The 25,227-nt window shown below is 39.4% G+C and carries 20 protein-coding genes; 6 read left to right on the top strand and 14 right to left on the bottom strand.

Annotated features, from left to right (window positions below; genetic code table 11):
* Positions 1–195 precede the first annotated feature (195 nt).
* Positions 196–1,536, top strand: a complete 1,341-nt coding sequence (locus PYV58_RS17845) for a CitMHS family transporter (protein WP_275059638.1) — start codon at positions 196–198, stop codon at positions 1,534–1,536.
* A 101-nt stretch (positions 1,537–1,637) separates the two neighbouring features.
* Here PYV58_RS17845 and PYV58_RS17850 read toward each other — a convergent pair whose 3' ends face one another.
* Positions 1,638–2,138 (bottom strand): hypothetical protein, encoded by a 501-nt coding sequence (locus PYV58_RS17850; RefSeq protein WP_004819381.1) that lies wholly within the window; start codon positions 2,136–2,138, stop codon positions 1,638–1,640.
* A gap of 127 nt (positions 2,139–2,265) precedes the next feature.
* Between PYV58_RS17850 and PYV58_RS17855 the strand changes: the two genes are divergently transcribed.
* Entirely contained in the window at positions 2,266–2,541 is a 276-nt protein-coding gene (locus tag PYV58_RS17855) for a hypothetical protein (RefSeq protein ID WP_034611005.1), read from the top strand.
* A 107-nt stretch (positions 2,542–2,648) separates the two neighbouring features.
* Positions 2,649–3,659: a zinc-binding alcohol dehydrogenase family protein gene (locus tag PYV58_RS17860; protein WP_034611008.1), complete on the top strand. Its 1,011-nt coding sequence runs from the start codon at positions 2,649–2,651 to the stop codon at positions 3,657–3,659.
* 106 nt (positions 3,660–3,765) lie between these two features.
* Here PYV58_RS17860 and PYV58_RS17865 read toward each other — a convergent pair whose 3' ends face one another.
* On the bottom strand, positions 3,766–4,758 hold the full coding sequence (locus PYV58_RS17865) for an NAD(P)H-quinone oxidoreductase (RefSeq protein WP_034611011.1): 993 nt from the start codon (positions 4,756–4,758) through the stop codon (positions 3,766–3,768).
* Positions 4,759–5,194: 436 nt separating this feature from the next.
* Here PYV58_RS17865 and PYV58_RS17870 point away from each other — a divergent pair, with 436 nt between their 5' ends.
* Positions 5,195–5,743, top strand: a complete 549-nt coding sequence (locus PYV58_RS17870; protein ID WP_034611015.1) for a DUF2239 family protein — start codon at positions 5,195–5,197, stop codon at positions 5,741–5,743.
* A 93-nt stretch (positions 5,744–5,836) separates the two neighbouring features.
* Here PYV58_RS17870 and PYV58_RS17875 read toward each other — a convergent pair whose 3' ends face one another.
* From PYV58_RS17875 to cysD, 3 genes are all read right to left on the bottom strand, one after another.
* Positions 5,837–6,019 (bottom strand): hypothetical protein, encoded by a 183-nt coding sequence (locus tag PYV58_RS17875; protein WP_034611020.1) that lies wholly within the window; start codon positions 6,017–6,019, stop codon positions 5,837–5,839.
* Between the two features lie 372 nt (positions 6,020–6,391).
* Positions 6,392–8,005 (bottom strand): sulfate adenylyltransferase subunit CysN, encoded by a 1,614-nt coding sequence (cysN, locus tag PYV58_RS17880; RefSeq protein WP_034611024.1) that lies wholly within the window; start codon positions 8,003–8,005, stop codon positions 6,392–6,394.
* A 132-nt stretch (positions 8,006–8,137) separates the two neighbouring features.
* Positions 8,138–9,046 (bottom strand): sulfate adenylyltransferase subunit CysD, encoded by a 909-nt coding sequence (cysD, locus tag PYV58_RS17885; RefSeq protein ID WP_171066897.1) that lies wholly within the window; start codon positions 9,044–9,046, stop codon positions 8,138–8,140.
* 147 nt (positions 9,047–9,193) lie between these two features.
* On the opposite strand from cysD, the gene PYV58_RS17890 reads away from it, so the two are divergent.
* On the top strand, positions 9,194–9,640 hold the full coding sequence (locus PYV58_RS17890; protein WP_034611028.1) for a GNAT family N-acetyltransferase: 447 nt from the start codon (positions 9,194–9,196) through the stop codon (positions 9,638–9,640).
* Positions 9,641–9,822: 182 nt separating this feature from the next.
* On the opposite strand, the gene PYV58_RS17895 is transcribed toward PYV58_RS17890, so the two are convergent.
* The 6 genes from PYV58_RS17895 to PYV58_RS17920 all read right to left on the bottom strand — a co-directional run bounded on the left by PYV58_RS17895 (position 9,823) and on the right by PYV58_RS17920 (position 18,481).
* Positions 9,823–11,295, bottom strand: coding sequence for a capsule assembly Wzi family protein (locus PYV58_RS17895; RefSeq protein WP_275059639.1), 1,473 nt, complete (start codon positions 11,293–11,295; stop codon positions 9,823–9,825).
* A 201-nt stretch (positions 11,296–11,496) separates the two neighbouring features.
* Positions 11,497–13,119 (bottom strand): inorganic phosphate transporter, encoded by a 1,623-nt coding sequence (locus PYV58_RS17900; protein ID WP_034611035.1) that lies wholly within the window; start codon positions 13,117–13,119, stop codon positions 11,497–11,499.
* A 328-nt stretch (positions 13,120–13,447) separates the two neighbouring features.
* Positions 13,448–13,708: a hypothetical protein gene (locus PYV58_RS17905; protein WP_034611039.1), complete on the bottom strand. Its 261-nt coding sequence runs from the start codon at positions 13,706–13,708 to the stop codon at positions 13,448–13,450.
* A gap of 49 nt (positions 13,709–13,757) precedes the next feature.
* Entirely contained in the window at positions 13,758–15,539 is a 1,782-nt protein-coding gene (locus PYV58_RS17910; protein ID WP_275059640.1) for a YadA-like family protein, read from the bottom strand.
* Between the two features lie 172 nt (positions 15,540–15,711).
* A protein-coding gene (locus PYV58_RS17915; RefSeq protein ID WP_085947552.1) for an IS3-like element ISAba21 family transposase occupies positions 15,712–16,877 on the bottom strand; the annotation gives its coding sequence in 2 pieces (ribosomal slippage) (positions 15,712–16,619 and positions 16,619–16,877; 1,167 coding nt in all).
* Positions 16,878–16,930: 53 nt separating this feature from the next.
* Positions 16,931–18,481, bottom strand: coding sequence for an ESPR-type extended signal peptide-containing protein (locus tag PYV58_RS17920; RefSeq protein WP_275059641.1), 1,551 nt, complete (start codon positions 18,479–18,481; stop codon positions 16,931–16,933).
* A gap of 259 nt (positions 18,482–18,740) precedes the next feature.
* On the opposite strand from PYV58_RS17920, the gene metH reads away from it, so the two are divergent.
* Positions 18,741–22,430, top strand: a complete 3,690-nt coding sequence (gene metH / locus PYV58_RS17925; protein WP_034611049.1) for a methionine synthase — start codon at positions 18,741–18,743, stop codon at positions 22,428–22,430.
* Between the two features lie 191 nt (positions 22,431–22,621).
* Here the strand turns inward: metH and PYV58_RS17930 are convergent, their stop codons facing one another.
* From PYV58_RS17930 to PYV58_RS17940, 3 genes are all read right to left on the bottom strand, one after another.
* A complete protein-coding gene (locus PYV58_RS17930; RefSeq protein WP_034611054.1) occupies positions 22,622–22,990 on the bottom strand; it encodes an endonuclease domain-containing protein in 369 nt (122 codons plus the stop codon).
* 270 nt (positions 22,991–23,260) lie between these two features.
* Entirely contained in the window at positions 23,261–23,554 is a 294-nt protein-coding gene (locus PYV58_RS17935) for a cold shock domain-containing protein (protein WP_034611059.1), read from the bottom strand.
* Between the two features lie 143 nt (positions 23,555–23,697).
* Complete coding sequence (locus tag PYV58_RS17940; protein WP_004819350.1) at positions 23,698–25,224, bottom strand: DHA2 family efflux MFS transporter permease subunit; 1,527 nt, start codon at positions 25,222–25,224, stop codon at positions 23,698–23,700.
* Positions 25,225–25,227: the final 3 nt, after the last annotated feature.

A 25,227-nucleotide genomic window follows, 5' to 3' on the forward strand; every position in this document is an offset into this window, starting at 1 on the left:
ATTTTATAACCATTTTGGTGCAAAAATAATATTCATTTTTAAATATCTGTTTTGAATACTCTATTTATTTAAAAAATAGTACTGAATTCAGTATTTCTACAAGGATATTTTAATTTAATCAAATAACTATTAGCATGCTTCTGCTTAAAAAACTAAAAGACTTCTGTTAAAAAAGTCTCATTCAAGGATCGAACTATGCTAACCGTATTAGGTTTAGGCATGATTTTGTGCTTTATGTACTTAATCATGTCTAGACGAATGACTGCGCTTGCAGCACTCACACTTATTCCAATTTTATTTGCATTAATCGCTTACGGTCTTAGCTTCTATTTCGACAGCCTTGGGCATTTAGAAATCAAACAGCTCGGTGAAATGATGCTTGATGGTGTGAAAAAACTTGCACCAACAGGCGTAATGCTACTTTTTGCAATTCTCTATTTTGCCATCATGATTGACACGGGATTGTTTGATCCTTCTGTAAAGTTCATCTTAAAGCTGGTCAAAGGTGATCCCCTTAAAGTCGTTATTGGTACCATTACCCTGACACTCATCGTCTCTCTTGATGGTGATGGTTCAACCACCTACATGATTTGTGTGGCAGCAATGCTTCCGCTCTATAAAAAATTAGGTATGAGCCCGCTGATTATGGCGTGTTTAATGATGCTGGCAAGCGGGATCATGAACCTTACCCCTTGGGGTGGACCAACGGCACGTGCTGCAAGTGCGCTGCACGTAGAGGCGAGTGAAATCTTTGTGCCTATGGTTCAACCAATGTTGGTTGCTATTCTTTGGCTCTACTTTGTCGGTTTTATGTATGGCCGTATGGAACGTAAACGCTTAGGTATTATTGAACTTGATGTTAGTCATGGTGATGACATTCAAATTTCAACGAACCCAGAAGCAAATCGTGCACACTTAAGATGGTTCAACGGCTTATTAACTGTTGTACTGATGATCTGTTTGGTGAAAGGTGTGTTGCCTTTACCGATCTTATTTATGATCGCGCTTTGTATTGCATTGGTGGTGAACTATAAAGATGTCGATATGCAAAAATCTTTAGTTGCCCATCATGCAGGCAGTGCCCTAAACGTTGTGGGTATTATTTTTGCCGCAGGGATTTTTACTGGGATTCTTTCAGGGACAGGCATGGTTGATGCGATGTCGAAAGAATTGGTGGCGATTATTCCACAAAGTATGGGGCCTTTCTTAGCACCAATTACTGCTGTGATTAGTATGCCTTTGACCTTCTTTATGTCGAATGATGCTTTCTATTATGGGGTGTTACCGATCCTTTCAGAAGCAGCAAGCCATTATGGTATTACACCTGTAGAAATGGCACGTGCTTCAATTGTCGGCCAACCTGTGCACTTACTGTCACCATTGGTTCCTTCTACCTATTTGTTATGTGGATTGGCTGGTATCGAATTTGGACAGCATCAGAAGTTCACCATTAAATGGGCGATTTTGACCTGTTTGGTAATGCTGGTTGCAGCCATGCTGCTCGGTGTGTTCCCACTCTATTCAACACTCCACTAATAGACAAAAGCCGATATTTATATCGGCTTTTTTTTCATTTTAAATAGATTATTTTCATCATCATCTATTTAAAATAATGATTTATTTACAATCAAATCCAATTAAGGATGAATCAAGACATCGAGCAACGCTTGATAATGAATTGAAATGTCATCTTCTAAAATTTTATAGGCACTATCGAACTGCACCATTGGCCAGCCTTCTTTCCAGAAAGGAAAAATATTATGCAGGTCACGCGTCACGGTGGCATCTTCACGAATAATCGCTTGAGCAACTTGCGATAGCACTTGAGCAGTTTCTGCACCATCAATGGCTAAATAATCGATACCTTTAGCTTTTAAAATACGAACACGATCTTTCTTATAACGAATTTTCTTGGCTTGCGCTTCATTTAAATTTAAAGCCAAAGTCACTGCTTCAACAAGTTTGTCTTCAAAGCTTTGATGTAAAGCAACCAATGCCTGTTTATGTGCTTCTTGACGCCCTGCTTTTCCACCATCACGAATGATTTTTTGTGCTTCAACATTCAGTTCATCCGATTTCATCGACTGAAGAATGTCTAAAATTTCAATATCACTTAATGAAGCAGAAGAATCTGTCATGGGAGTCCTAAAACAAAAATAAATAGAAACTCTATTTTCGCACAATTTTAAAATTAAGTCAGAGATAATGTTACTCTACTGCGATGTATCTCGACCTGATCAAATAATAATAAAGGATGATATTTCAATGTCTGTTTTAGCCCTACTCGCTTGTACTAGTTTTTATTCCGCCTTGTATCTCATCTATTTTTATTTTGCTCAACAACCACGACCTCTGTTCCTTGTGCTGGCAGTGATTTTATTCGTATTTGCTTACCGAATTACCCCTGCGGCTGATCAAAAGGAACGACAAACTTTTAACCGCACCTTGAATCATGGAAATTGGCTAACCTTGCCGCTTTACACATGCTGGCAATTGTTTATCTTGCCTATACGCTTGTTACTGTCCAAATTTCTTGATTAAGACCATTCGATAAAATCTTATCAATAAGCATAAACTGACAATTTTTTGCTTTCTTAATTGAGATTTTTTTGCTATTGATTTGATATGCCAATAAAAAGTGAAACCTTATGAAAGCTGTTGCTTATAAAAAACCATTCGCAATTTCAGAAGCCAATGTTTTTTCCGAAATCGAAATCGAACAGCCAGTTGCAACAGGTCATGACTTACTGATTGAGGTCAAAGCCATTTCAATCAATCCAGTCGATATCAAAATGCGACAGCGTACTTCGCCAGACAATGATACTTGGAAAATTTTGGGGCATGATGCGGTTGGGATCGTGAAAGCAGTCGGAGAAAAAGTTCAAAATTTTAAAGTGGGTGATGAAGTTTTTTATGCGGGTTCAAACCAAAGACAAGGTTCTTATGCTGAATTCCAATTGGTCGATGAACGTATCGTTGGACTAAAACCTAAATCATTGAGTGATGCAGAAGCCGCAGCCTTACCATTAACGTCGCTCACCGCATATGAAATGTTATTTGACCGTTTAAAAATCCAAGACACCAAAGTTGAAAAACCTGTGATTTTAGTCATTGGCGCTGCAGGTGGTGTAGGATCTATTACGGTTCAATTGTTAAAAGTACTGACTGAATTTACTGTTATTGCCACAGCTTCCCGTCCTGAATCTAAAGCATGGCTGACTGAAATTGGCGCAGATTATATTGTGGATCATAGCCAACCATTAGAACAGCAAATCCTAGACTTGAATATTGGGCTACCTCATTATATTTTTTCAATTAATGGTACAGGGCGATATACACAAGCCATTGCCAATTTGATTGCACCCCAAGGTCATTTTGGTTTAATTGATGATCCTGAAAACTTTATCATTAACCCGTTTAAAGTTAAGTCTGTTTCTGTTCATTGGGAATCGATGTTTACCCGCTCTACATTCCAAACCAAAGACCTTAGCCGACAAGGTGATATTTTAAATAAAGTTTCAAAATTAGTTGATGACCAAAGAATCAAAACCACTTTGGGACAAAATCTCGGTCAAATCAATGTTGAGCATATAACCCAAGCTCATACATTGATTGAGTCAGGTAAAAGCATTGGTAAGATCGTATTAGCAGGCTTTTAATCGCTGGTTTTTAATGGCGACTTCAATCTGTATGAGTTAGATTGAAATCGCCCTACACATTTATAAACAAAGGCAAAAGTTTAAAGCTTTGTATAACAATGTGAGCTTAAATCACTTCCACCACAACTTTACCAATATGCTCACCAGTATCCATACATGCATGCGCAGCTTGGATCTGATCAAACTTAAATGTTTTATAAATCATGGGTAAACATTCACCTTTTGCCCACAGTGGAACGACTTGTTCCATCAAACCTTTGGCAATTTCAGCTTTTTCAGCAGTTGTACGCGCACGCATTGTTGAACCCGTAATAGTAAGGCGTTTCATCATAATCTGCCCTAATTTTACATCTTTGGCCTTTGCACCACCCAAAAATGCGATATAAACCAAACGACCATCTCTACGAAGTAGGTTTAGATTTTGATCTAGATAAGGCGCCCCAACCATATCAAGAATAATATCGACACCCTCATTTTGGGTCTTTTCATAAATGACTTGTTCAAAGTCTTGAGTCTTATAATTAATCGCATCGGTCAAATGGCGAATGGCTTGAATCTTCTCATCAGAACCTACAGTTGCAAAGCTTTTCAAACCGAATGATTGCGCTAACATTAACGCGGTTGTACCAATACCACTTGAGCCGCCATGTACCAATAGTGTTTCACCTGCTTTGGCATGCGCCATTTGGAAAACATTGGCCCATACAGTAAAGAAGGTTTCAGGTATTGCTGCAGCTTGAACAAAACTTACAGCTTCTGGAATATTAATAGTTTGAGATTCTGGCACGACACAATATTCTGCATAACCACCACCGTTGGTCAATCCACAAACCTTATCCCCCACTGTGAATAAAGTGACATTTTCACCTACTGCAATCACTTCTCCAGCAACTTCCAAACCGGGAACAGGTGTCACCCCTTTTGGCATAGGATATAAGCCTTGACGCTGTAAAATATCAGGCCGATTAATCCCAAATGCATGGACTTTAACCAAAACTTCATCTGCTTTGGGTTGAGGAATTTCTACCGTTTCATAAGCCAGTTTTTCTATACCACCGGGTTCTGTAATAATGACCTGTTGCATATTCTTTGTAGACATACTTTCTTTCCTATTCCATTCATTACTTTTCATGTTTTCTGTATTTGAACATAAACCAGTGCATGTGCAAATATTTCGCCACCAATGTCTACAAAATAGCGTGGGTATCCTTACAAAAATATAATTTTCAGTTATTTATACAAATGGCATCAAACGGATAAAGACAATAAGAACAAAGATCAAAAACAAACGATTTTGCTGATTTTACAGATAACCATGCGCTCGCTTATGGTTTAAAAATAGATTATCGCTTTTAACTCATTATATTTTTTGCAAGTAAGCATTTAATTCTTAAAGATTTACATGCTTTTTTATTGCCATTTTTAAACATCAAAAAACCATATTGATCATTTTTTGTTTGCTATTTTAATTTTACCCTGATAATATTCGAACACAAATTAGTTTTACCCAGATAAAAATATCTAAAGGTTTTAAAATGAATACTGAAAACACCTACACTGCCTTTATTGGCAATGACCGTTTAATCACTGATTCTTTGTTAAACGTGGCATTAACCATCAAGACTCAACAAAATACCTCCACACCTGTGTTGATTTTTAATGATCAAACCGGTCAAGCCATTGATATTAATACCATCGGATCTACAGCAGATATTCAACAACGTTATGCTGAACCTGAAGCGGTTAAGAAAGTTGGACGTCCTAAATTAGGGGTAATTTCTCGTGAAATCACTTTGCAGCAAAAACATTGGGATTGGTTAGATCAACAAAGCTCTAGTGCATCTGCTGTGATTCGAAAATTGATTGACCAAGAGTTAAATAACCCCAATTCAACAAGCAATAAAATGTTGGCAAAACAGGCAACTGATCGTTTTATGTCAGCAATGTCAGGCAATATGCCCAATTATGAGGAAGCCACTCGTGCTTTATATCAAGGTAATCAAGCGCTGTTTTTAGAATTGATTCACGACTATCCAAAAGATTTACGGGCGTATTTGACTTTAAAAACACAACATGCTTTTTAACTACAATATTCGCAACTATATAAAAATAAAATGCGCTAAGCCTTTGGGATTAGCGCATTTTTTATAATGATCGGCACACGATTGATCATTAAATTATTTTTGTTGTTCGGACTCATCACACGCTTGTTTTAAACGTTGCATTGCCATCGGATCCATAGGTGCCGTCATCATTGCATGATAGTTTCGGCATTCTTTGGTCGGTTCCTGTATTTTCGATTGGTTTGAGGCACAGGCTGTCAATACGCTTGCAATACCAATCAGGAAAAATGCTTTCATTACATGACCTACTATTAAATCTCAACTTGAATTAAAACTGAATTTTATTGCTTGTACTGTTGCAAGTCTGTTTTGATCACATTCCATCAATGTTAATTCTTCTTATTTTAAAGCTTTCACAACCGTACCGTTCATTGAAATTCTAAATAGATTCAGTCGAGCTCTGCAAAAAGTACTAGTTGACTCTTGCAGAGGATAAAAATTTTAAAATCCCTTTATTTATAATAAGATATATGCTCTAAGTATTAAACAATGCAAAATTAAAAATGCTTTAATCTATATGATGTTGATTAGTATTATCTTGTATATATTAAATTTTTTGCATCAAAAAAACCCACCTTATGGTGGGCTTCTCTCAATTAATCCAATCTGTTAAAGACGAACCAATTCCACAATTTTTTCAGCCAATTCTTCAACTGCTTCTTGAGCAAATGCTACATCAGCACCCTGTTCAACATCCGTCACCACCACAACACCAGTTTGACGAAGCAATGCAACTTGGTCGCTTGATAAACCTGCTTTTGCAATTGCAACAACACCTTGTTGAATCAACAAGCTTTCAAGAGATTGTGCATGTTTAAGTACTTGAGCTGATACAGCAACTACAGCAGGTTTTTGACCTAAACGTGCAGCACGAGCTTCAGCAGTGACAGGTTCATTGTGTGCAGTCCATTCAACCGCAGCTTCAACCATACCCGCACCAACAGTCACATTACTTAAACGGTCAATGAAGATAAAAGAACCCGTATAACGACTGTCATGATAACGGTCAAATACCACTGGTGCATCAAACTCAATCGTTACATCTGCAATTGCATTTAAATCAAGCTGCTCAACTTGCATTTTTTCCAATGTGTTGACATTGGTACGATAGTTGATCTTTGCAACCTTAGCAGGAATGGTTTGTGTACCAAACTTCACATTATAAAGTTTACCAAGCACTAAGGGCTGATCGTTCATCCATACCACAGAAGCACGAGCAGAACGTGAAATGAGCGGTTGCTCACCTGCTTTGACCAAGACATTACCACGCGAAATATCGATTTCATCATTTAAGGTTAGCGTTACAGCTTGACCTGCAATAGCATGTGCTAAGTTACCATCAAAAGTGACAATTTCTTTCACTGTTGACTTCTTACCAGACGGTAAAGCCACAATTTCATCACCAACTTTGATTTCACCTAAAGCAATCGTACCGCAGAAACCACGGAAATCGAGGTTAGGACGGTTCACATATTGCACAGGAAAACGAAATTCATGTTTGCTTACATCATGAGTAATTTCAACAGTTTCCAATGTTTCCATCAAGGTTTTACCTTGATACCACGGCGTATTTTCGGATTTATTTACAACGTTATCGCCATTCAATGCAGAAATTGGCGAGAAGATGATATTGGCAGGTTTACGCTCACCCAATTGATTAACAAAATTATTGTACTCAACTTGAATTTCATTGAAACGCGCTTCAGAGAATTCAACCAAGTCCATTTTGTTAATCGCAACTACGATATTGCGAATACCCAATAGGCTCGCAATAAAGGTATGACGACGAGTCTGTGTTTGTACGCCATAACGAGCATCAATTAAGATGATTGCAAGATCTGCGGTAGATGCGCCTGTGGCCATGTTACGGGTATATTGCTCATGCCCTGGGGTATCAGCAATGATAAACTTACGCTTTTCAGTAGAAAAATAACGATAAGCCACATCAATGGTAATACCTTGCTCACGTTCAGCTTGTAAACCATCGACAAGCAAGGCCAAATCAGGTGCATCACCTGTTGTACCCACTTTTTTCGAATCACGGGTTACTGCTTGTAATTGATCTTCATAAATCAATTTTGAATCGTAAAGTAAACGACCAATTAATGTTGATTTACCATCGTCCACATTACCGCAAGTCAAAAATCTTAACAGGTCTTTATTTTCGTGCTGTTTTAAATATGCCAAGATATCTTGGCTAATTAATTCTGATTGATGAGACATTGCTCAAAGCTCCACAATATTTTGAAATCGGTTGCTATATCTTTAAATCCTCCTAAGTCCTCCGTTTTCTTGCTGGAGTTCCCCCCTCTTTTTTATAAAGAGGGGTTAGGGGGAGATTCATATAAAAAATACTTAGAAATAGCCTTCTTGCTTTTTCTTTTCCATCGAACCTGCTTCATCATGGTCAATCATACGACCTTGACGTTCAGAGCTGGTGGCTAAAAGCATTTCTTGGATAATTTCAGGCAATGTTGTTGCCGTTGATTCAACTGCACCTGTCAACGGGTAACAGCCCAAAGTACGGAAACGTACCGATTTCATTTGTGGAACTTCACCTTCTTTTAAACGCATACGTTCATCATCCACCATGATCAACGTACCACTACGTTCAACAACTGGACGTTCAGCTGCTAAATACAAAGGTACCAAAGGAATACTTTCTTGGTAGATATATTGCCAAATGTCTAACTCAGTCCAGTTTGACAATGGGAATACACGGATACTCTCGCCTTTATTGACTTTACCGTTATAAAGATTCCAAAGCTCTGGACGTTGGTTTTTAGGATCCCAACGATGTTTAGCATCACGGAAAGAATAAACACGTTCTTTTGCACGTGACTTTTCTTCATCACGGCGTGCGCCACCAAATGCAGCATCAAACTGATATTTATCCAATGCCTGTTTTAAGCCTTGGGTTTTCATAATATCGGTATATTTTGAGCTACCATAATCAAATGGGTTTACGCCTGCATCTTTACCTTCTTTGTTTTGATGCACGATCAGATCAAAACCGTGTTCTTTTGCCATGTTGTCACGGAATTTAATCATGTCCTTAAACTTCCAGCCTGTGTCGACATGCAACAGTGGGAAAGGAAGTTTAGCAGGATAAAATGCTTTTAAAGCAAGATGCAGCATGACAGCTGAGTCTTTCCCGATTGAGTAAAGCATCACTGGATTTTCAAACTCAGCAGCAACTTCACGGATGATATGAATACTCTCAGCTTCAAGCTGTTTTAGATGAGTAAGTCTTTCCTCAGATATAGGCATTGACAGCACCAGCTCACAAAAACGTGTACTTATTACACATATTAAAATTTATATTCATTATAGTGATTTACACCTCAACCCTTTTGCTTGTTTTTTTATATTCATATATAAAAACATCATAAGCAACAACAAGAGATCAGTATGACCACACAAATTATTGCGCTAGAACAGATTGATTTTGAGCAATGGCTTCCACTTTGGCGCGGCTATTTAACATTTTATAAATCACAACTCAGTGATGAACAAATAAGATTATCTTGGAAGCGAATCACAAATCCTGAACAAACTGATATGTTTGGTTTTGCCATCAAAGTAAATGGTCAAGTGGTTGGCTTTGTACATTTGATTGCACATATGAGCATGTGGACAAATTTACCCTATTGTTATCTACAAGATTTATTTGTAGATGAAGCTTTTAGGAATCGAGGTTTAGCACGACAATTAATTGAGCATTGTTATCAGGTCTGCGCAACAAAGTTTGACCGTGTTTATTGGCTCACTCAAGAATCCAATATTAGCGCCCAACACCTTTATGATCGTATTGCGAGTAAAACAGGATTTATCCAATATACAAAAGCATTAGCATAAAAAAGCTCACCTTTTTCAAGTCAGCCTTTAAAAAAATTAAAGACCTGCATATCAAATAATTCAATCTAAAACTAAAAATCGCTTCTTTTGTAAAAATTTTAAAGAAGCGATTTTAGCTTAGTCCCAACTTATCAAACTGTATATGCTTAAAATTAGATATATACAGCCCGACAACTCAGGTCTTAATGGCCGAATAATGCTTTATCTAAAGGAATTTCAATTCCTACAGAAGCACCTGCATCATTGCCATGTACATCAGAATCACTCACCCAACCATTAATTTTTAATGGCATGGTCGGTTTAATATAATGTGTCCAAGTTAAATCTAATGCTTTAATTTTGTCTTTTTCTGGGAAGGCTAAGTTGATTTGCTTATCACCAAAGAGAGCAGCAGATTGGTTGACTTTGGCATAGATTGCACGACCAGATAAACGATTCATCACATCAAAGCGAATATCACCACCGACAGAAATCATTTCACCATCACCACCCATTGCATGCCCCAATGGGAAACCTTGTTGGTAATAACCATCTTTATAAACATGATGACTATAAGAAATACCTAATGGATCGCCATTTGTTTCTGTATTCGCCCATTCAACATAAAGCTGGTACGGCAAATTTTTAAAACTTGAGGAATAGTCAGCACCAGCTAAATACATTTTTTTAGAGGGTAGTAAACCCGCTTCATCTTCCCCAATATATTGCCCATAAAAACTCATAGGAACATTCAGCAAAGATTGAAGATTTAAACGTGCATCAAATCCAGCAAGCTGGTTGGATGGATTACCCACCCCCGTACAGGTACTATCTGCACACTCATTGTCTTTTCCAATAAAAGCATTCCAATAAGCTTTTGCACTTCCTGGTTGACCTTCTCCATCAATTTGGAAAGCACGTGATGCACCAATTTCTAAATAAGGTAAAGGTTGTGCAGTTAAGCGCAATCCCATTAAACGTGCATCAGGCACAGCCGTATAATCATTTAACTGCCCAGCAAATGCTTGATATTGCCAAGGACCAATCCAAGACAACCATTTAGATTCAAAAGCTTTTTGTTCAGCACGTTGTACAGTAAAACCATAAACTGGACGGCTGGCATCACCACGAATCAAACTACCATCATGTCCTGGCCCCCAATATGTTGGGATTTGACCCGCAATAAACCATTGATTCCACAACTTCCCAGCAATATATGAACCTTCCACATTGACATCTTGACCATTGTCAATGTGCGGATCTTTTTCACCATTCACACGAAGCTTTGCATCCCAGTTTTCACCGCCTGCATTAAATTCCAATGAACCCACATACTGTGCTTTTGCACTGTCCCCAAAAGCTTGAGGAATATTTTTTTGATCAGTTTCAGCAAACAAACCTAATTTTGCGGTTTGATTATCTGCTTTTAGTGCATTTTGAATTGAATCAATAACTTTTTGTTGTGTATTGTTTAAAACTTTTGCTTGAGATAAGGCACGTTGAATTTCATCCCCACTCATTGGCCAAGTCGATGTACTGATTTGAATCACACCTTGCTGATTTAACCAGTTCAAATCTGTGCGAAGATCTTCATTATTTAATACGATTCCCTGTGCAAATACAGGTAAAGACATTCCAAGTAATACAGCAGCACAAAGTGATTTTCTTAAATACATGCTCATTTTTCTCAAGTTTGATTTACAACCACACCTTAATTTTTTTATAAGTTTTTTTCAATGGTGAAATTGTGTTATTCATATTTTAAAATTCCATTATCCAAAAGAAAATGAGTGCACCAAAGTGCACTCATTTTCTTTTAAATTCAGATAATAACGATCATTCAGCTTTTAAAATAATCGCCATCACTAACTTTTAAATTAAAATACTTTTAAAAATAACCAGAATAAACAGCCCGATAAACAAATCGTTGCTGGTAAGGTAAAAATCCATGCAGAAAGAATCGTTTTGACTGTTGCAAAATTCAATCCAGTTTTATTGGCAACCATGGTTCCCGCAACCGCACTGTTGAGTACATGAGTCGTTGAAACGGGTAAACCAAAACCATCTGCAGCAGCGATTGTCGACATTGCCACAAGTTCAGCAGACATCCCTTGACCATAGGTCATATGATGTTTACCAATACGCTCACCCACAGTAACCACAATACGTTTCCATCCCACCATTGTTCCTAAACCCAGTGCCAATGCCACAGCAACTTTTACCCAGTTTGGGATATATTGGAGGAAAGAATCTAAGTTTTTGCGATATTCTTTTACCACTTTGCCCTGAGCTTCATCCATTTTTGGAAGTTGATCCGCTTTATCCAAGCGTTTAAAAGCCGTGGTGCTTAAGTACATATCATTGCGTAATGAAGATACTTCAGCTTCTGGGATATCTTTGAGATCACCAAATTTACCAACACGCTCGCCCAAATGATCAGTCAAACTGGCCAATGCAGGAACAACTTCTGGGTTCATTTCTTTGGTTTGGATAAATTTAGTGATGGTTACACGTGCTTGTTCATCTGGAATATCAGCATGTTGTGCATAAATTGCCGTCGCAGTTTGACCAGACAATTGTGAGAATGACTGTAAATGCTGTTGGTCTAAACCTCTATTCAACGAATAAGCCAGAGGCACAATACCAATCAAAATCAGCATGATTAAGCCCATACCTTTTTGCCCGTCATTTGAACCATGTGCAAAGCTTACACCGGTACAGGTGAAAATCAGAATTGCACGGATCAAAGGTGGTGGTGGCTTATTGCCTTCAGGGGGTTGGAACAACTCAAGTTGTTTTTTAAATATTTTTTTAACAATCAAAAATACAATTGCTGCAAATGCAAAACCAATCAAAGGAGAAAACAGTAATGCTTTACCCACTTTAAGCACTTGATCCATGTCTACACCACTTGCACCCGTTGAAGCGTGCAAAATGTAGTTCATGATGCCTACACCCAAAATTGAGCCAATCAAGGTGTGAGAGCTTGATGCCGGAATACCTAAGAACCACGTGCCTAAATTCCACAGAATCGCCGCAATCAGCATGGCAAAAACCATAGCAAAACCAGCGCCACTGCCTACATTCATGATCAATTCAACAGGAAGTAAGGCAATAATTCCATACGCAACTGCACCACTGGCAACCATTACCCCAAGGAAGTTACAAAAGCCTGCCCACATCACTGCTACAGGTGCAGGCAATGCATTGGTATAGATCACGGTTGCTACAGCATTGGCTGTATCATGAAAACCATTTACAAACTCAAAACCCAAAGCGATAAATAACGCTGTCGCTAAAAGGATCATTGAATAAAGGCTTAACGGTGGAACATGTGCTAAATCTGCACTAACTTGCACCCCAATATAAATCAAGGTAGCAATGATAATCGTCAGAAACACCGGCATAAAAAATTTCGGTGTTGGTACATGTACATTCGTCGATTTAGCAGCTTGAGACGATTGTGCAGAATCTGAGACGGGAGGTAAATTCGAATTCATGCAGAAAGTTAGCGAATATTAGAATGCGCTTATTGTTCAATTAAATTGTGACAATTATATGACAAATAGAGGTCATATGAAGTGAAATTTATAATTATTTCACTTCAGTATTTCGCTACACAAGCGACAAAATCAATATTTTTATTATTTATAATTAGTATCTTACACCAATAAAACCCATACAATTTTTACAAAATATTATATTTCAGACTGAAATAATATTTGTAATATTTCAGACCAATTTAAGCTATTCACCATTTGGCATTGCTATTTTTCATGAAATTTATGACAAATTGATGAAAAAACAAACATGCTGTTAAGTTTATTTTTAAATATTTTCCCATAACCCCCGTTTACTGTATCTAAGCAAGTTTAACGCCAACAATCTGCCTTTCGCTAAAGTACCCAACATCAGCAATAAATCATCTTTCATCGCATGTGGCAGTCCCATAAAGCGATCATCCGAACAAAGGTTTACACATTGTGAAAAGCTGACGCTAACACGCCAATCTATCGTGTACTTTTCAATGTCTAAGTTGCATAAAAAACTCAGCGTTTTGTAAACACTGAGTTTTTGACCTAAGACCATCCCGAAAGCTGATCCTGAATGTAAATTGAATACTTGTGTCTAATTAAAATTATTTCCACTGATAACCCATAGACACGGCACCACCAATATTACTACGACTGTCAGCAGAAGCACCCATTTTCCAGACGATTTTATTGCTGTCAGTAATGGCGCTCACCCCGATTGCCACAGCAGTTTCACCTCGGTAACCCGAAACACCCGCACTAACCATACTCATACCCGCTTCAGTAGGTTGTGGTAAGTTACCTACCGCCATCGCACCTGCGATACCTGCATAAGTATCGTTACGCAAGTCATCCATATTTTTATTGGTGTCATAGAAAGCTTGTTCCAGATTACTTACCCGAGTATCTATAGCGCCCAAGGCATCCCCTACATTATGGAAGGTTCCCCCTGCGACATTGTAGGTGGGTGCACCAATCGAACCATCTTTGTTCAGTGTTGAGCCGCCACCTAAGTGTTGCGCCACACTGCTATTAGTTTGGTGTAATTGTGAACCGTTAATGGCATCCGTAGAGCTTGAACTAATTTCACCATTTGCTAAACCACTGACTTTATTGGTTGTCCCATCAATCGTGACTTTACCCACATTGACCTTATTCGCTGTAACTTGCTGTGCTGTGACTTGATTCGCAGTAACAGAATTTAACTGAATATCCTCTGCTAAAGCCACTTGATAGTTATTTGAACCATCCGCATTAGTGCTACTGTTTACAACCGTGTTCTTACCTGCAGACACGCTGGTTTTAGCACTGGCAACCTGTCCATGTATTGAAGCAATCGCATCATGTACATTGTCTTTACCTGTATTTCCAATATTACTGGTTTTGATCGTTCCATCTGGATTAACTTTTGCATTTCCACCCAATGCATTTGCAACACTTTCAGCGGTGTCATGCAATTGACTACCATTAATGGCTTGATCAGAATCAGCACTCACCTTACCGTCAGCCAAACCACTGATGATATTGCTTTGTGAATCAGCTTTAATATTACCCACCGTGACCGAATCAAAACTTACATCATCTTTGGTTGCAACTTGATAATCGGTTGAGCCATCTGCCTTAGTGGTTTTCGTTACTTCAGTATTTTTACCTGCACTTACAGTTTCTGTAGAACCTTTAGCTTCATTGGATTTAGATATTGCAGCCTTTAATTGTGCAACATTGACCGCATCTGTATCTGCCGTACCCGCTGCTACACCAGTAATTTGACGAGTGATCCCCCTTGAGACATCTCCCACAGAAAATGCTGCTGCACTACTTCGCCATGTACTCCCAGTATTGCTAGAACCAAACCCTGTCAATGGATCAAAGCCTGCGATACCCGCCGCAGTATTAGCAACTGAGCCTTTACCAAGAGCAACACTACCTTCCAGCTCGGCACGTGTATCCGTTCCAATCGCAACTGCATCTTTACTCTTGGCCGATGAATTAAGGCCAAGCGCAGTAGCACCATCTCCTTTTGCACTCGCACCAACACCTACCGCTACAGCAAGCGCTCCACTTGCACCATCATTATTATAATTACCCGCTTTGTTACCAGCATCATTGATACTCACATAATGAGTCGTATCCCCTGCACCAGCATAAAGTTTTTCAACCGCTTGGTTTGTGGCATGTAATTGTGAACCATTAATAGCATCTGTACTGCTTGCACTAATTTCACCTGCAGCTACATTGATGATTTGTCTTTCACCACCGACTTTACCGACACTGACGACACCATTGGCTGTTGATCCTACACCAGCAAAGGCATAATCCTCGCCATTAATCGTCACTTTATCTATAACAGTTGCTACACGATCTGTGGATGCGTTACCTAAGACCACACTGTTGGCTTGGGTCGTTGTGACATTATTGCCGAGGACTTGAGTATTCTCTTGAGCAACTGTATTTTTATTGCCTAATACAGTCGTATTCTTGGCATTATTCAGTGTATTTTCGTTCCCGAGAACACTATGATATGTGCTGAATTAGCAGGAGACTTTCACTTGGGATATGCTAGGCAGCTAACCGATAAAAGTTCTCTGCTATTTGATTTGGCGTTTTAAAATCCAAACTCTTTTGAATTCTTCGCTGATTATAAAATAACACAATGTATTTTGTAATATCTGCTTTAGCTTCATCTCTGGTTTTATAGTTGCAATGATGCACTAATTCATTCTTGAGTATGCCCCAGAAACTTTCAATCGGTGCATTATCGTAACAGTCCCCACGTTTGCTCATTGAACCTTGAAAATCACATTTTTCCAGTATCTTTCGATATTCATGGCTGCAATATTGGCTGCCTCTGTCCGAATGAATAATTAAGCCTTTCGTTGGTTTTTGATTACGAATCGCCATAGTCAGTGCATTGCAAACAAGTTGTGCGGTCATACGCTCATTTAAGCTATAGCCAACCACTTGTTTCGTGTACAGGTCTTTTACTGCTGCCAAGTATAACCAACCTTCAGCAGTCCAAATGTATGTAATATCGCTTGACCATGCAAGATTGGGCTTAGTCATTGAAAACTGTTGCTCTAGTAAATTTGCGTAGATCGCTCGATTATGATCACTCTTCGTAGTTCTTTTGAAACGCTTATGACGCTTACAATACAGCTGGTTGAGCTTTTTTATTTGACGTACAGCATACGTACTGATTTTGATACCTTGCGCTTGTAAATGCTTAGTTAATCGAATATAGCCATAGCTTTGTTTAGTTTCCTCATGAGCTATTTTGACCAAAATTGTCTGTTGATTTCGCTGAACCAATCTTTTATTCATGCCTCGTTTTAGCCAATCATAAAATCGTGACACTGAAACGTGAAGTAATCTAGCCATAAAGCTAATCGGGAATAAATATCTTTGCTGTTTCATATAGGCGTACCTTACTGACTTTCTTTCGCAAAGTACGCTGCTGCCTTTTTTAGAAATTCACGTTCCATTTCAGCTGTTTTGAGCTGTTGTTTGAGCTTTTTATTTTCTTCGAGTAAGGCATTTAGATCAGGTGAATATTGTTTAGTGCCTGCTAAGGTGCCAGTCTTTGCTTTATTATTCCAATTTGAAAGAGTTTGCATTGAAATGCCAAGTTGTCTGGCTGTTTCCGATACATTGCCTTGATTGGCTTCAATCAATTTTATTGCTTCAACTTTAAATTCTGCGGTGTAAGTCTTCTGTTTCTTGCTCATGGTAAACTCCTGATGAGTGTCTATAGTTTACCAAGTTAAAACCTCCTGTTTTCTCAGCACACATCACTATTTTTCTCACCACCAGTAACCGTATTACCAAAACCCGCAGTCAGAGACTTCATACTGTCTATAATTTTATTAAATGCACCAACAGCTGAACTATATTCACTTGCACTTGAAATCTCGTTAGCGACACCCATACCTAGAGCACGACGACCTTGGATTGTATTATTGGCACCTAAAACTGTAGCTCGCTCTCCCTCAGCGATATTCCAAACACCAAATGCAGAAGACCATTGACCTTTAGTTTTATTTTCCGCACCGACTGCAATAGAACGATATCCCTCGGCATTGTTATAACTGCCTACTGCAACACCAGAGAAATCTTTTACAGTATTGTTAGCACCTAAAGCTATAGCTTCATTACCTGTAACATTGTTATTGTGCCCAATTGCAGTACTAGAACTTGCGCTATTACTTAGGGAATTATTATTACCAATCGCAATACTATTTGCAGCATCGCTGGTGACATTACCAATAGCAATTGCATTCTCACCAACCGCCTTAGCGCCAATGCCCACAGCTAAAGCATTTTTACCCGTCGCACCATCATTGTTGTAATTGTTAGCTTGAGTACCCTCATCATTAACACTAAAATAATGAGTTTCTGTGGCTGACTGAACCGCTTTCAGTTGTGCTACATTTACAGCATCAGTATCTGTTGTCCCAGCAGCGACATTTGTGATTTGACGTGTATTACCCACACTACCTACGCTGACTGCACCCAATGTAGATTGAGTTGCATTTATTGCATCTTTTTGTGACTGATTTGCACTGGTTGGCACATAACCTGCTACACCGGCTCCAGTATTTGCTACTGAATTTGCTCCAAGAGCAATGCCATTATCAACTTCAGCCACACTTCCTGCGCCTACTGCTGTAGAACCTTGAGCACTGGCTTTGGCTCTGGATCCCATAGCCGTGGCATAAGCTTTACCAATCGTATCTGGGTCAGTACCTGCTGAAGGTTGACTAAAAGAATCTGTACCTGCGAGTGCACTATAACCATAGGCTGTACTTTCCTGACCGACTGCCAATGCACCATTACCCATTGCTGTGGCTAATTTATTGGCATAAGTACCTTGCCCCAAAGTTGTACCGTCAGTATAGGCAATTGCTCGATTACCGAGTGCCATACTATTAAAAGCTGTAGCTACAGTATCAAAACCTAATGCTATACTTTGGTAACCTGCTTGCGCATTATTACCAATCGCAACACCTTGTAAACCCGTCACATCGGCATTATTTCCAATTGCTACACCTGAAGCTCCAATACTGCTTGAATCAGGTCCAATGACGACTGATCCACTCGCAACAGCTCCATCATTATTATAATTACCGCTTTGCGTACCACCATCATTGACACTCACATAATTGTCAGCCGCTGCGGTCATACCTGACATAGTCAATGCTGAAACTGCCAATAACGCACCTGCAACATTTGTTTTAGCAGAAGATCGTTTACCCCGTGTCTTAGATACCTCAGAAATCGCACACCAAGTGCCTAAAGATTCATTCCAAACGATTTTATAGACCTTATTCATAGTTTTATCTCACATTTATAATAAATTATGTGATTAAGTTAACACTTAAACTTGAAGTTTCAACATTTTTTTAGGCTTGTGCAAAAAAATCATGTATTACCCTAAATGCATGATTTTTTAAAATGAATTATTTGAATTTTTTTAAATTGTCTAGATCAAAAATCTGTCATCAGGAAGTGTGTCAAGATTGGTACCTTGAAAGTCTACATTCTGATAACATATCGGCTATTTTTAAAATCCGATTTTATTGAGAGTTTTAATGTCCACGCTTACCACGTTAAAAGAGCTTCTTGCCAAACGCATCCTAATTATTGATGGTGCAATGGGAACTATGATCCAACGCCATAAACTGGAAGAAGCTGATTACCGTGGTGAGCGCTTTGCTGACTGGGCATCTGATTTAAAAGGCAACAATGACCTTTTGGTGTTAACTCAGCCACAAATTATTCAAGGCATTCATGAAGCTTACCTAGATGCTGGTGCTGACATTATTGAAACCAATAGCTTTAACGGCACACGGGTTTCAATGTCTGACTATCACATGGAAGATTTAGTCCATGAGATTAACTTTGAAGCTGCCCGTCTTGCCAAAGCTGCTTGTGAAAAATACTCAACCCCTGACAAACCACGTTTTGTCGCTGGGGTATTGGGGCCAACATCACGTACCTGCTCTATCTCACCAAATGTGAATGATCCAGCATTTCGTAACATTACCTTTGATGAACTCAAAGAAAATTATATTGAAGCCACGCATGCTTTAATTGAAGGTGGCGCAGACATCCTTCTCATTGAAACGGTGTTTGATACCTTAAACTGTAAAGCAGCAATTTTTGCAGTAAAAGAAGTCTTTAAACAGCTTGGCCGTGAATTACCACTGATGATTTCCGGCACAATTACCGATGCCTCTGGTCGTACCTTAACAGGACAAACTGCAGAAGCATTCTGGAACTCTGTGCGTCACGGCGATTTATTGTCGATTGGATTTAACTGCGCCTTGGGTGCAGATGCCATGCGTCCACATGTCAAAACGGTATCAGATGTTGCCGATGTTTTTGTTTCAGCGCATCCAAACGCTGGCTTACCGAACGCATTTGGTGGCTATGATGAAACACCAGAAGAAACAGCAGCTTTCTTAAAAGAATTTGCTGAAAGTGGTTTGATCAATATCACTGGTGGCTGTTGTGGTACTACGCCTGACCATATTCGTGCTATTTATAATGCGGTTAAAGACATCCCACCACGCAAAATCCCTGACATCAAGCCTGCATGTCGCCTCAGTGGTTTAGAGCCATTTAATATTTATGACGACTCATTGTTCGTCAATGTCGGTGAACGTACCAATGTCACGGGTTCTAAAAAATTCCTCCGTTTAATCCGGGAAGAAAACTTTGCCGAAGCACTTGATGTTGCATTACAACAAGTGGTTTCAGGCGCACAAATCATCGACATCAATATGGATGAAGGAATGCTCGATTCGCAAAATGCGATGGTACATTTCCTAAATCTGGTTGCATCTGAGCCTGAAATTTCTAAAGTACCGATCATGATTGACTCCTCTAAATGGGAAATCATAGAAGCAGGGCTAAAATGTGTACAAGGTAAACCTGTTGTTAACTCGATTTCCTTAAAAGAAGGTTATGACGAGTTTGTCCATAAAGCACGTTTGTGTCGTCAATATGGTGCAGCTGTCATTGTGATGGCATTTGATGAAACCGGTCAGGCAGATACTGCCGCACGTAAACGTGAAATCTGTAAGCGTTCTTACGATGTGCTCGTGAATGAAATCGGTTTTCCTGCGGAAGACATTATTTTTGACCCGAACGTTTTTGCTGTTGCAACAGGGATTGAAGAACACAATAACTATGCTGTGGACTTTATTGAAGCAACAGGCTGGATTAAACAAAACTTACCACATGCCATGATTTCTGGTGGTGTGTCGAACGTATCGTTCTCTTTCCGTGGCAATGAACCTGTGCGTGAAGCCATTCACTCTGTATTCCTTTACTATGCCATCAAACAAGGCATGACCATGGGAATTGTCAATGCGGGTCAAATGGCCATCTATGATGATATTCCTAAAGAGCTGAAAGCCGCTGTTGAAGATGTCATTCTTAACCAAAATCAAGGTGACAGCGGTCAAGATGCAACAGAAAAATTGCTTGAAGTTGCTGAACAGTACCGTGGTCAAAGTGCCGCTCAAAAACAAGTTGAAAACCTTGAATGGCGTAATGAACCTGTTGAAAAGCGTCTTGAATATGCACTGGTCAAAGGGATTACCAGCTTTATCGATGAAGATACTGAAGAAGCCCGCTTAAAGTCCAAACGTCCACTTGATGTGATTGAAGGTCCATTGATGGATGGTATGAATGTGGTCGGTGACTTATTTGGTTCAGGTAAAATGTTCTTACCTCAAGTGGTCAAATCTGCACGCGTGATGAAGCAAGCCGTAGCATGGTTAAACCCATACATTGAAGCTGAGAAAACAGGCAGCCAATCCAAAGGTAAAGTGTTGATGGCGACTGTAAAAGGCGATGTACACGATATTGGTAAAAACATTGTCGGTGTTGTACTGGGGTGTAATGGTTATGACATTGTTGACCTTGGTGTCATGGTGTCTTGCGAGAAAATTTTACAAACTGCGATTGATGAAAAAGTCGATATTATCGGCTTATCAGGTTTGATTACCCCATCACTTGATGAAATGGTATTTGTTGCAAAAGAAATGCAACGCAAAGGTTTTAAAATCCCACTGTTGATTGGTGGCGCAACCACATCGAAAGCACATACCGCAGTAAAGATTGATCCGCAATACTCAAATGATGCAGTGATCTATGTTGCCGATGCTTCTCGTGCGGTGGGTGTTGCAACCACCCTACTGTCTCCTGAAATGAAACCTAAATTTGTCGATGAACATCGTGCTGAATACGAAAAAGTACGTGAGCGTATTGCCAATAAGCAACCGAAAGCAGCTAAATTGTCGTATACAGAATCCATTGAAAATGGTCTAAAAATTGACTTTGCCGCCAATCCACCAGTAAAACCAAACTTTATTGGTTTGCAAACCTTGACCCATTATCCACTTGATACATTGGTGGAATATTTTGACTGGACACCATTCTTTATTTCTTGGAGTTTGGCGGGTAAATTCCCAAAAATTTTACACGATGAGATTGTTGGTGAAGCTGCAACTGATTTATATAATCAAGCTCAGGCGATGTTAAAAGACATTATTGACAATAAACGTTTCGATGCGCGTGCCGTTTTTGGGATTTATCCTGCAAATCGTTCAGACGCAGACTCTGTTGAGGTCTTTAATGAAGATGGTCAATCTGTAACCCATACCTTCCAGCATATTCGTCAGCAATCAGATAAAGTCACAGGTAAACCGAATTTGTCTTTGGCTGATTTTGTTGCAACCAAAGCACAAGCCGAAGACTACTTGGGTGGTTTTACCGTTTCAATTTTTGGTGCGGAAGAAATGGCGCATGAGTATAAAGCCAAAGGGGATGATTACTCCGCCATTCTTGCTCAGTCATTGGGTGATCGTTTTGCTGAAGCATTTGCAGAACATTTACATGAACGTATTCGTAAAGAGTTCTGGGGGTATCAGGCAGATGAACAACTCTCTAATGAAGAATTAATTAAGGAGAAGTATGTCGGTATTCGTCCTGCACCGGGCTACCCAGCTTGCCCTGAGCATTCTGAAAAGGCGTCTTTGTTTGATTGGTTAGGCACCACAGATAAGATTGGTACGCAATTGACCAGCAGTTTTGCAATGTGGCCACCATCAAGTGTCAGTGGTTTCTACTATGCCAACCCACAGTCTGAATACTTTAACGTGGGTAAAATCGCGTTAGATCAACTAGAAGATTATGCAAAGCGGAAGAACTGGACCTTGGATGAAGCCAAACGTTGGTTAGCACCAAATTTGGATGATTCGATTGCTTAGATTTATTTAAATCTCCCCTAACCCCTCTTTGAAAAAGAGGGGAACTGCGCGTCTCGATTGAATTACGTGAAAGCTCGTCCCTGAACAAGTTTTAAAGTATTACTTTAAAACGAAGTGCAAGAAGGGAGGAATAGCTCGAATCGACGACCATCATCCAATTCATGGCAAGTCCCCCTTTATCAAAGGGGGATTTAGGGGGATTCTAAATGCTGACTCGCCACATCAAAAACCTTCGAAATTACACTATCAATTTCCAGCAAAATTTTTCCATTATCAAATCTTAAGATAACTAAGCCTTGCTGAGTCAATGCTTCATCACGAATACGATCAGCCTCTAAACCCTCATCTGTATAATGCTGCCCACCATCGCATTCAATCACCAAATTTATAGCAGGACAGTAAAAATCGACGATGTAATTTAAAATCGGTTTCTGACGATAAAACTGTAAACCTAAAATTTGCTTGCGTCGTAACTTTGACCAAAGCAACAATTCTGCATCCGTCATATTATTCCTAAGATCACGAGACAGTTGTTTTAAGTTTTTGTTGTAGGGTTGCATTGCTGTTTTTCTTTTAAATTTATTTAATCTTTTCCAATTGCCCGTTCTTACACTTCATTTTCAGCAAGCAATATTGCGAATCCAATACTATCTAAAATTTGCAACATTCACCTCTTAAAAAAGAGGGAAACTGCGATTGTAGCAGCGCAAAGGAATATTTTTATATTAAAAAACCAACTCCCTCATACAAAATCCCTTCAATTAAAGGGATTTATCTAAAAACTACGATCCAATAACCCAAAAATAAAATGGCCTAAATCTATACGCCTATTACTTTCTAAAATTAGACAACAAATTATTGGTAATCGACTTATTGTTTTCAACAATTCTGGTCTTTTTAGCCTTTGCTGATTGATCTTCAACACGCTCAATTCTGGTTGCTTTTAACTTTCCGTTATTTTCAACAACGATAAATTTAACTCTTTCATTTCGCTTTGGCTCACCCTCTGCAAGCGGGAAATCCGAAATATGAAAGAAAATATCTTGTTCAAGTCCACCAATAAAGCCGAAGCCTCTATCGGCATCGTATTGTTTAATTTTTCCTTGCTGGAATTCAGGCTTCATACATATTACTCATCGCGGTACACAATCGCTGTATTATACCCTGATCTTGATCAATAGATAAAATAGCAAAATTTGTCTTGATCTGTTGTCATTGCAGCGATAAAAAAGCCCACTTTTCAGCAGGCTTCTATACAACTTAAATTCTAATGTGCATGCCCTGCGCCGACATTCCCTTTCGGTTTTGGACATAACCAAATAATCAATCCTGCGAAAATAAAGATCATCGCAAAAATCAAAAACACATGATTAACCGAAAGCGTTAAAGCCTCTTTATCCACCAAGTTGGAAATGGTACCCAACGCCATTTCAGGACTAAAGCCACTGTTGACCAAGTTACGCTGAGTTTCCTCAACATGCATGGTCGACACGATTTCACTACGTGCTAGCTTAGTATGATCATCCCAAATGGTCACCGCAATAGATGCGCCAATTGCGCCTGCCATGGTTCGCATAAAGTTCATCAAACCCGCAGCAGAAGCCACTTCATCAGGGCGTACCACACCTAAAGCGATATTAGACAGTGGGATAAAGAAGAACGGTACCGCAAAACCTTGGATAATCTGTGGTAATGCTAGTGCCATAAAGTCAGCATCACTGGTCCAAAATGAACGCATTAATGTGACGCCACCCAAAATCATCAGCCCAAAACTGGACAAGGCTCTTGGGTCATATTTAGTCGCAAGTTTGGCAACCACAGGCGACATCATCAAGCTACCAAAGCCCATTGTCGCAGTCAGATAACCTGCCCAAGATGCGGTATAGCCCAAGTTAATCTGTAACCATTGTGGAATAAGTACAATACTGCCAAAGAATGCCGCAAAGGCAAAAGCCAATGAGATTGTAGCGATGGTAAAGCCACGGTATCGGAAAATTTGTATATTGACGATAGGATGTTTTTCATAATATTCCCAGATGAAAAAGGCGATAAATCCAACCACCAAAATCACTGCCAAAATACAAATAAAGCTGTTATTAAACCAATCCCGCTCATGCCCCAAATCGAGCATTAACTGTAATGCGCCAATCCAAACAATCAGCAGCGTTAGACCAATAGTATCAATCGGAAGTTTAGCAATTGGCGTTTCAGCAACTTTTAATAGACGCATCACCCCAACAGCACAGATCACACCCACTGGAATATTGATAAAGAAAATCCAATGCCATGACCAGTTATCACTGATCGTACCACCTAAAATAGGGCCTAGAATCGGTCCTACAACGGTCGTCATTGCCCACATCCCCATTGCTTGGGAATGCTTTTCGGGTGGGAAAATACGCATCAACAAAGTTTGACTGAGTGGCATGATTGGACCACCAAATAAACCCTGTCCGATACGACAGATCACTAACATTGCTAAGCTATTGGATAAGCCACAAAGAATTGAAAATGTGGTAAAGCCAATTAGACTGATGGTAAATACCCGAACGGCACCAAAACGTCCTGCAAGCCAACCGGTTAAAGGTACACAGATGGCTTCAGCAACGGCATAGGAGGTAATCACCCAAGTCCCTTGAGAACTTGATACTGCTAAACTTCCGGTAATATGGGGCACAGAAACATTGGCAATGGTCATATCCAGTACGACCATAAAATTGGCAAGTGCTAAAAAGAAGGCGGCAAGAAGTAAGCGCCCACCTTTAAGCTCACTTTGAAACGTTGCTGTATTCATAAG

Source organism: Acinetobacter sp. TAC-1 (genome assembly GCF_029025845.1).
GTDB lineage: Bacteria > Pseudomonadota > Gammaproteobacteria > Pseudomonadales > Moraxellaceae > Acinetobacter > Acinetobacter guillouiae.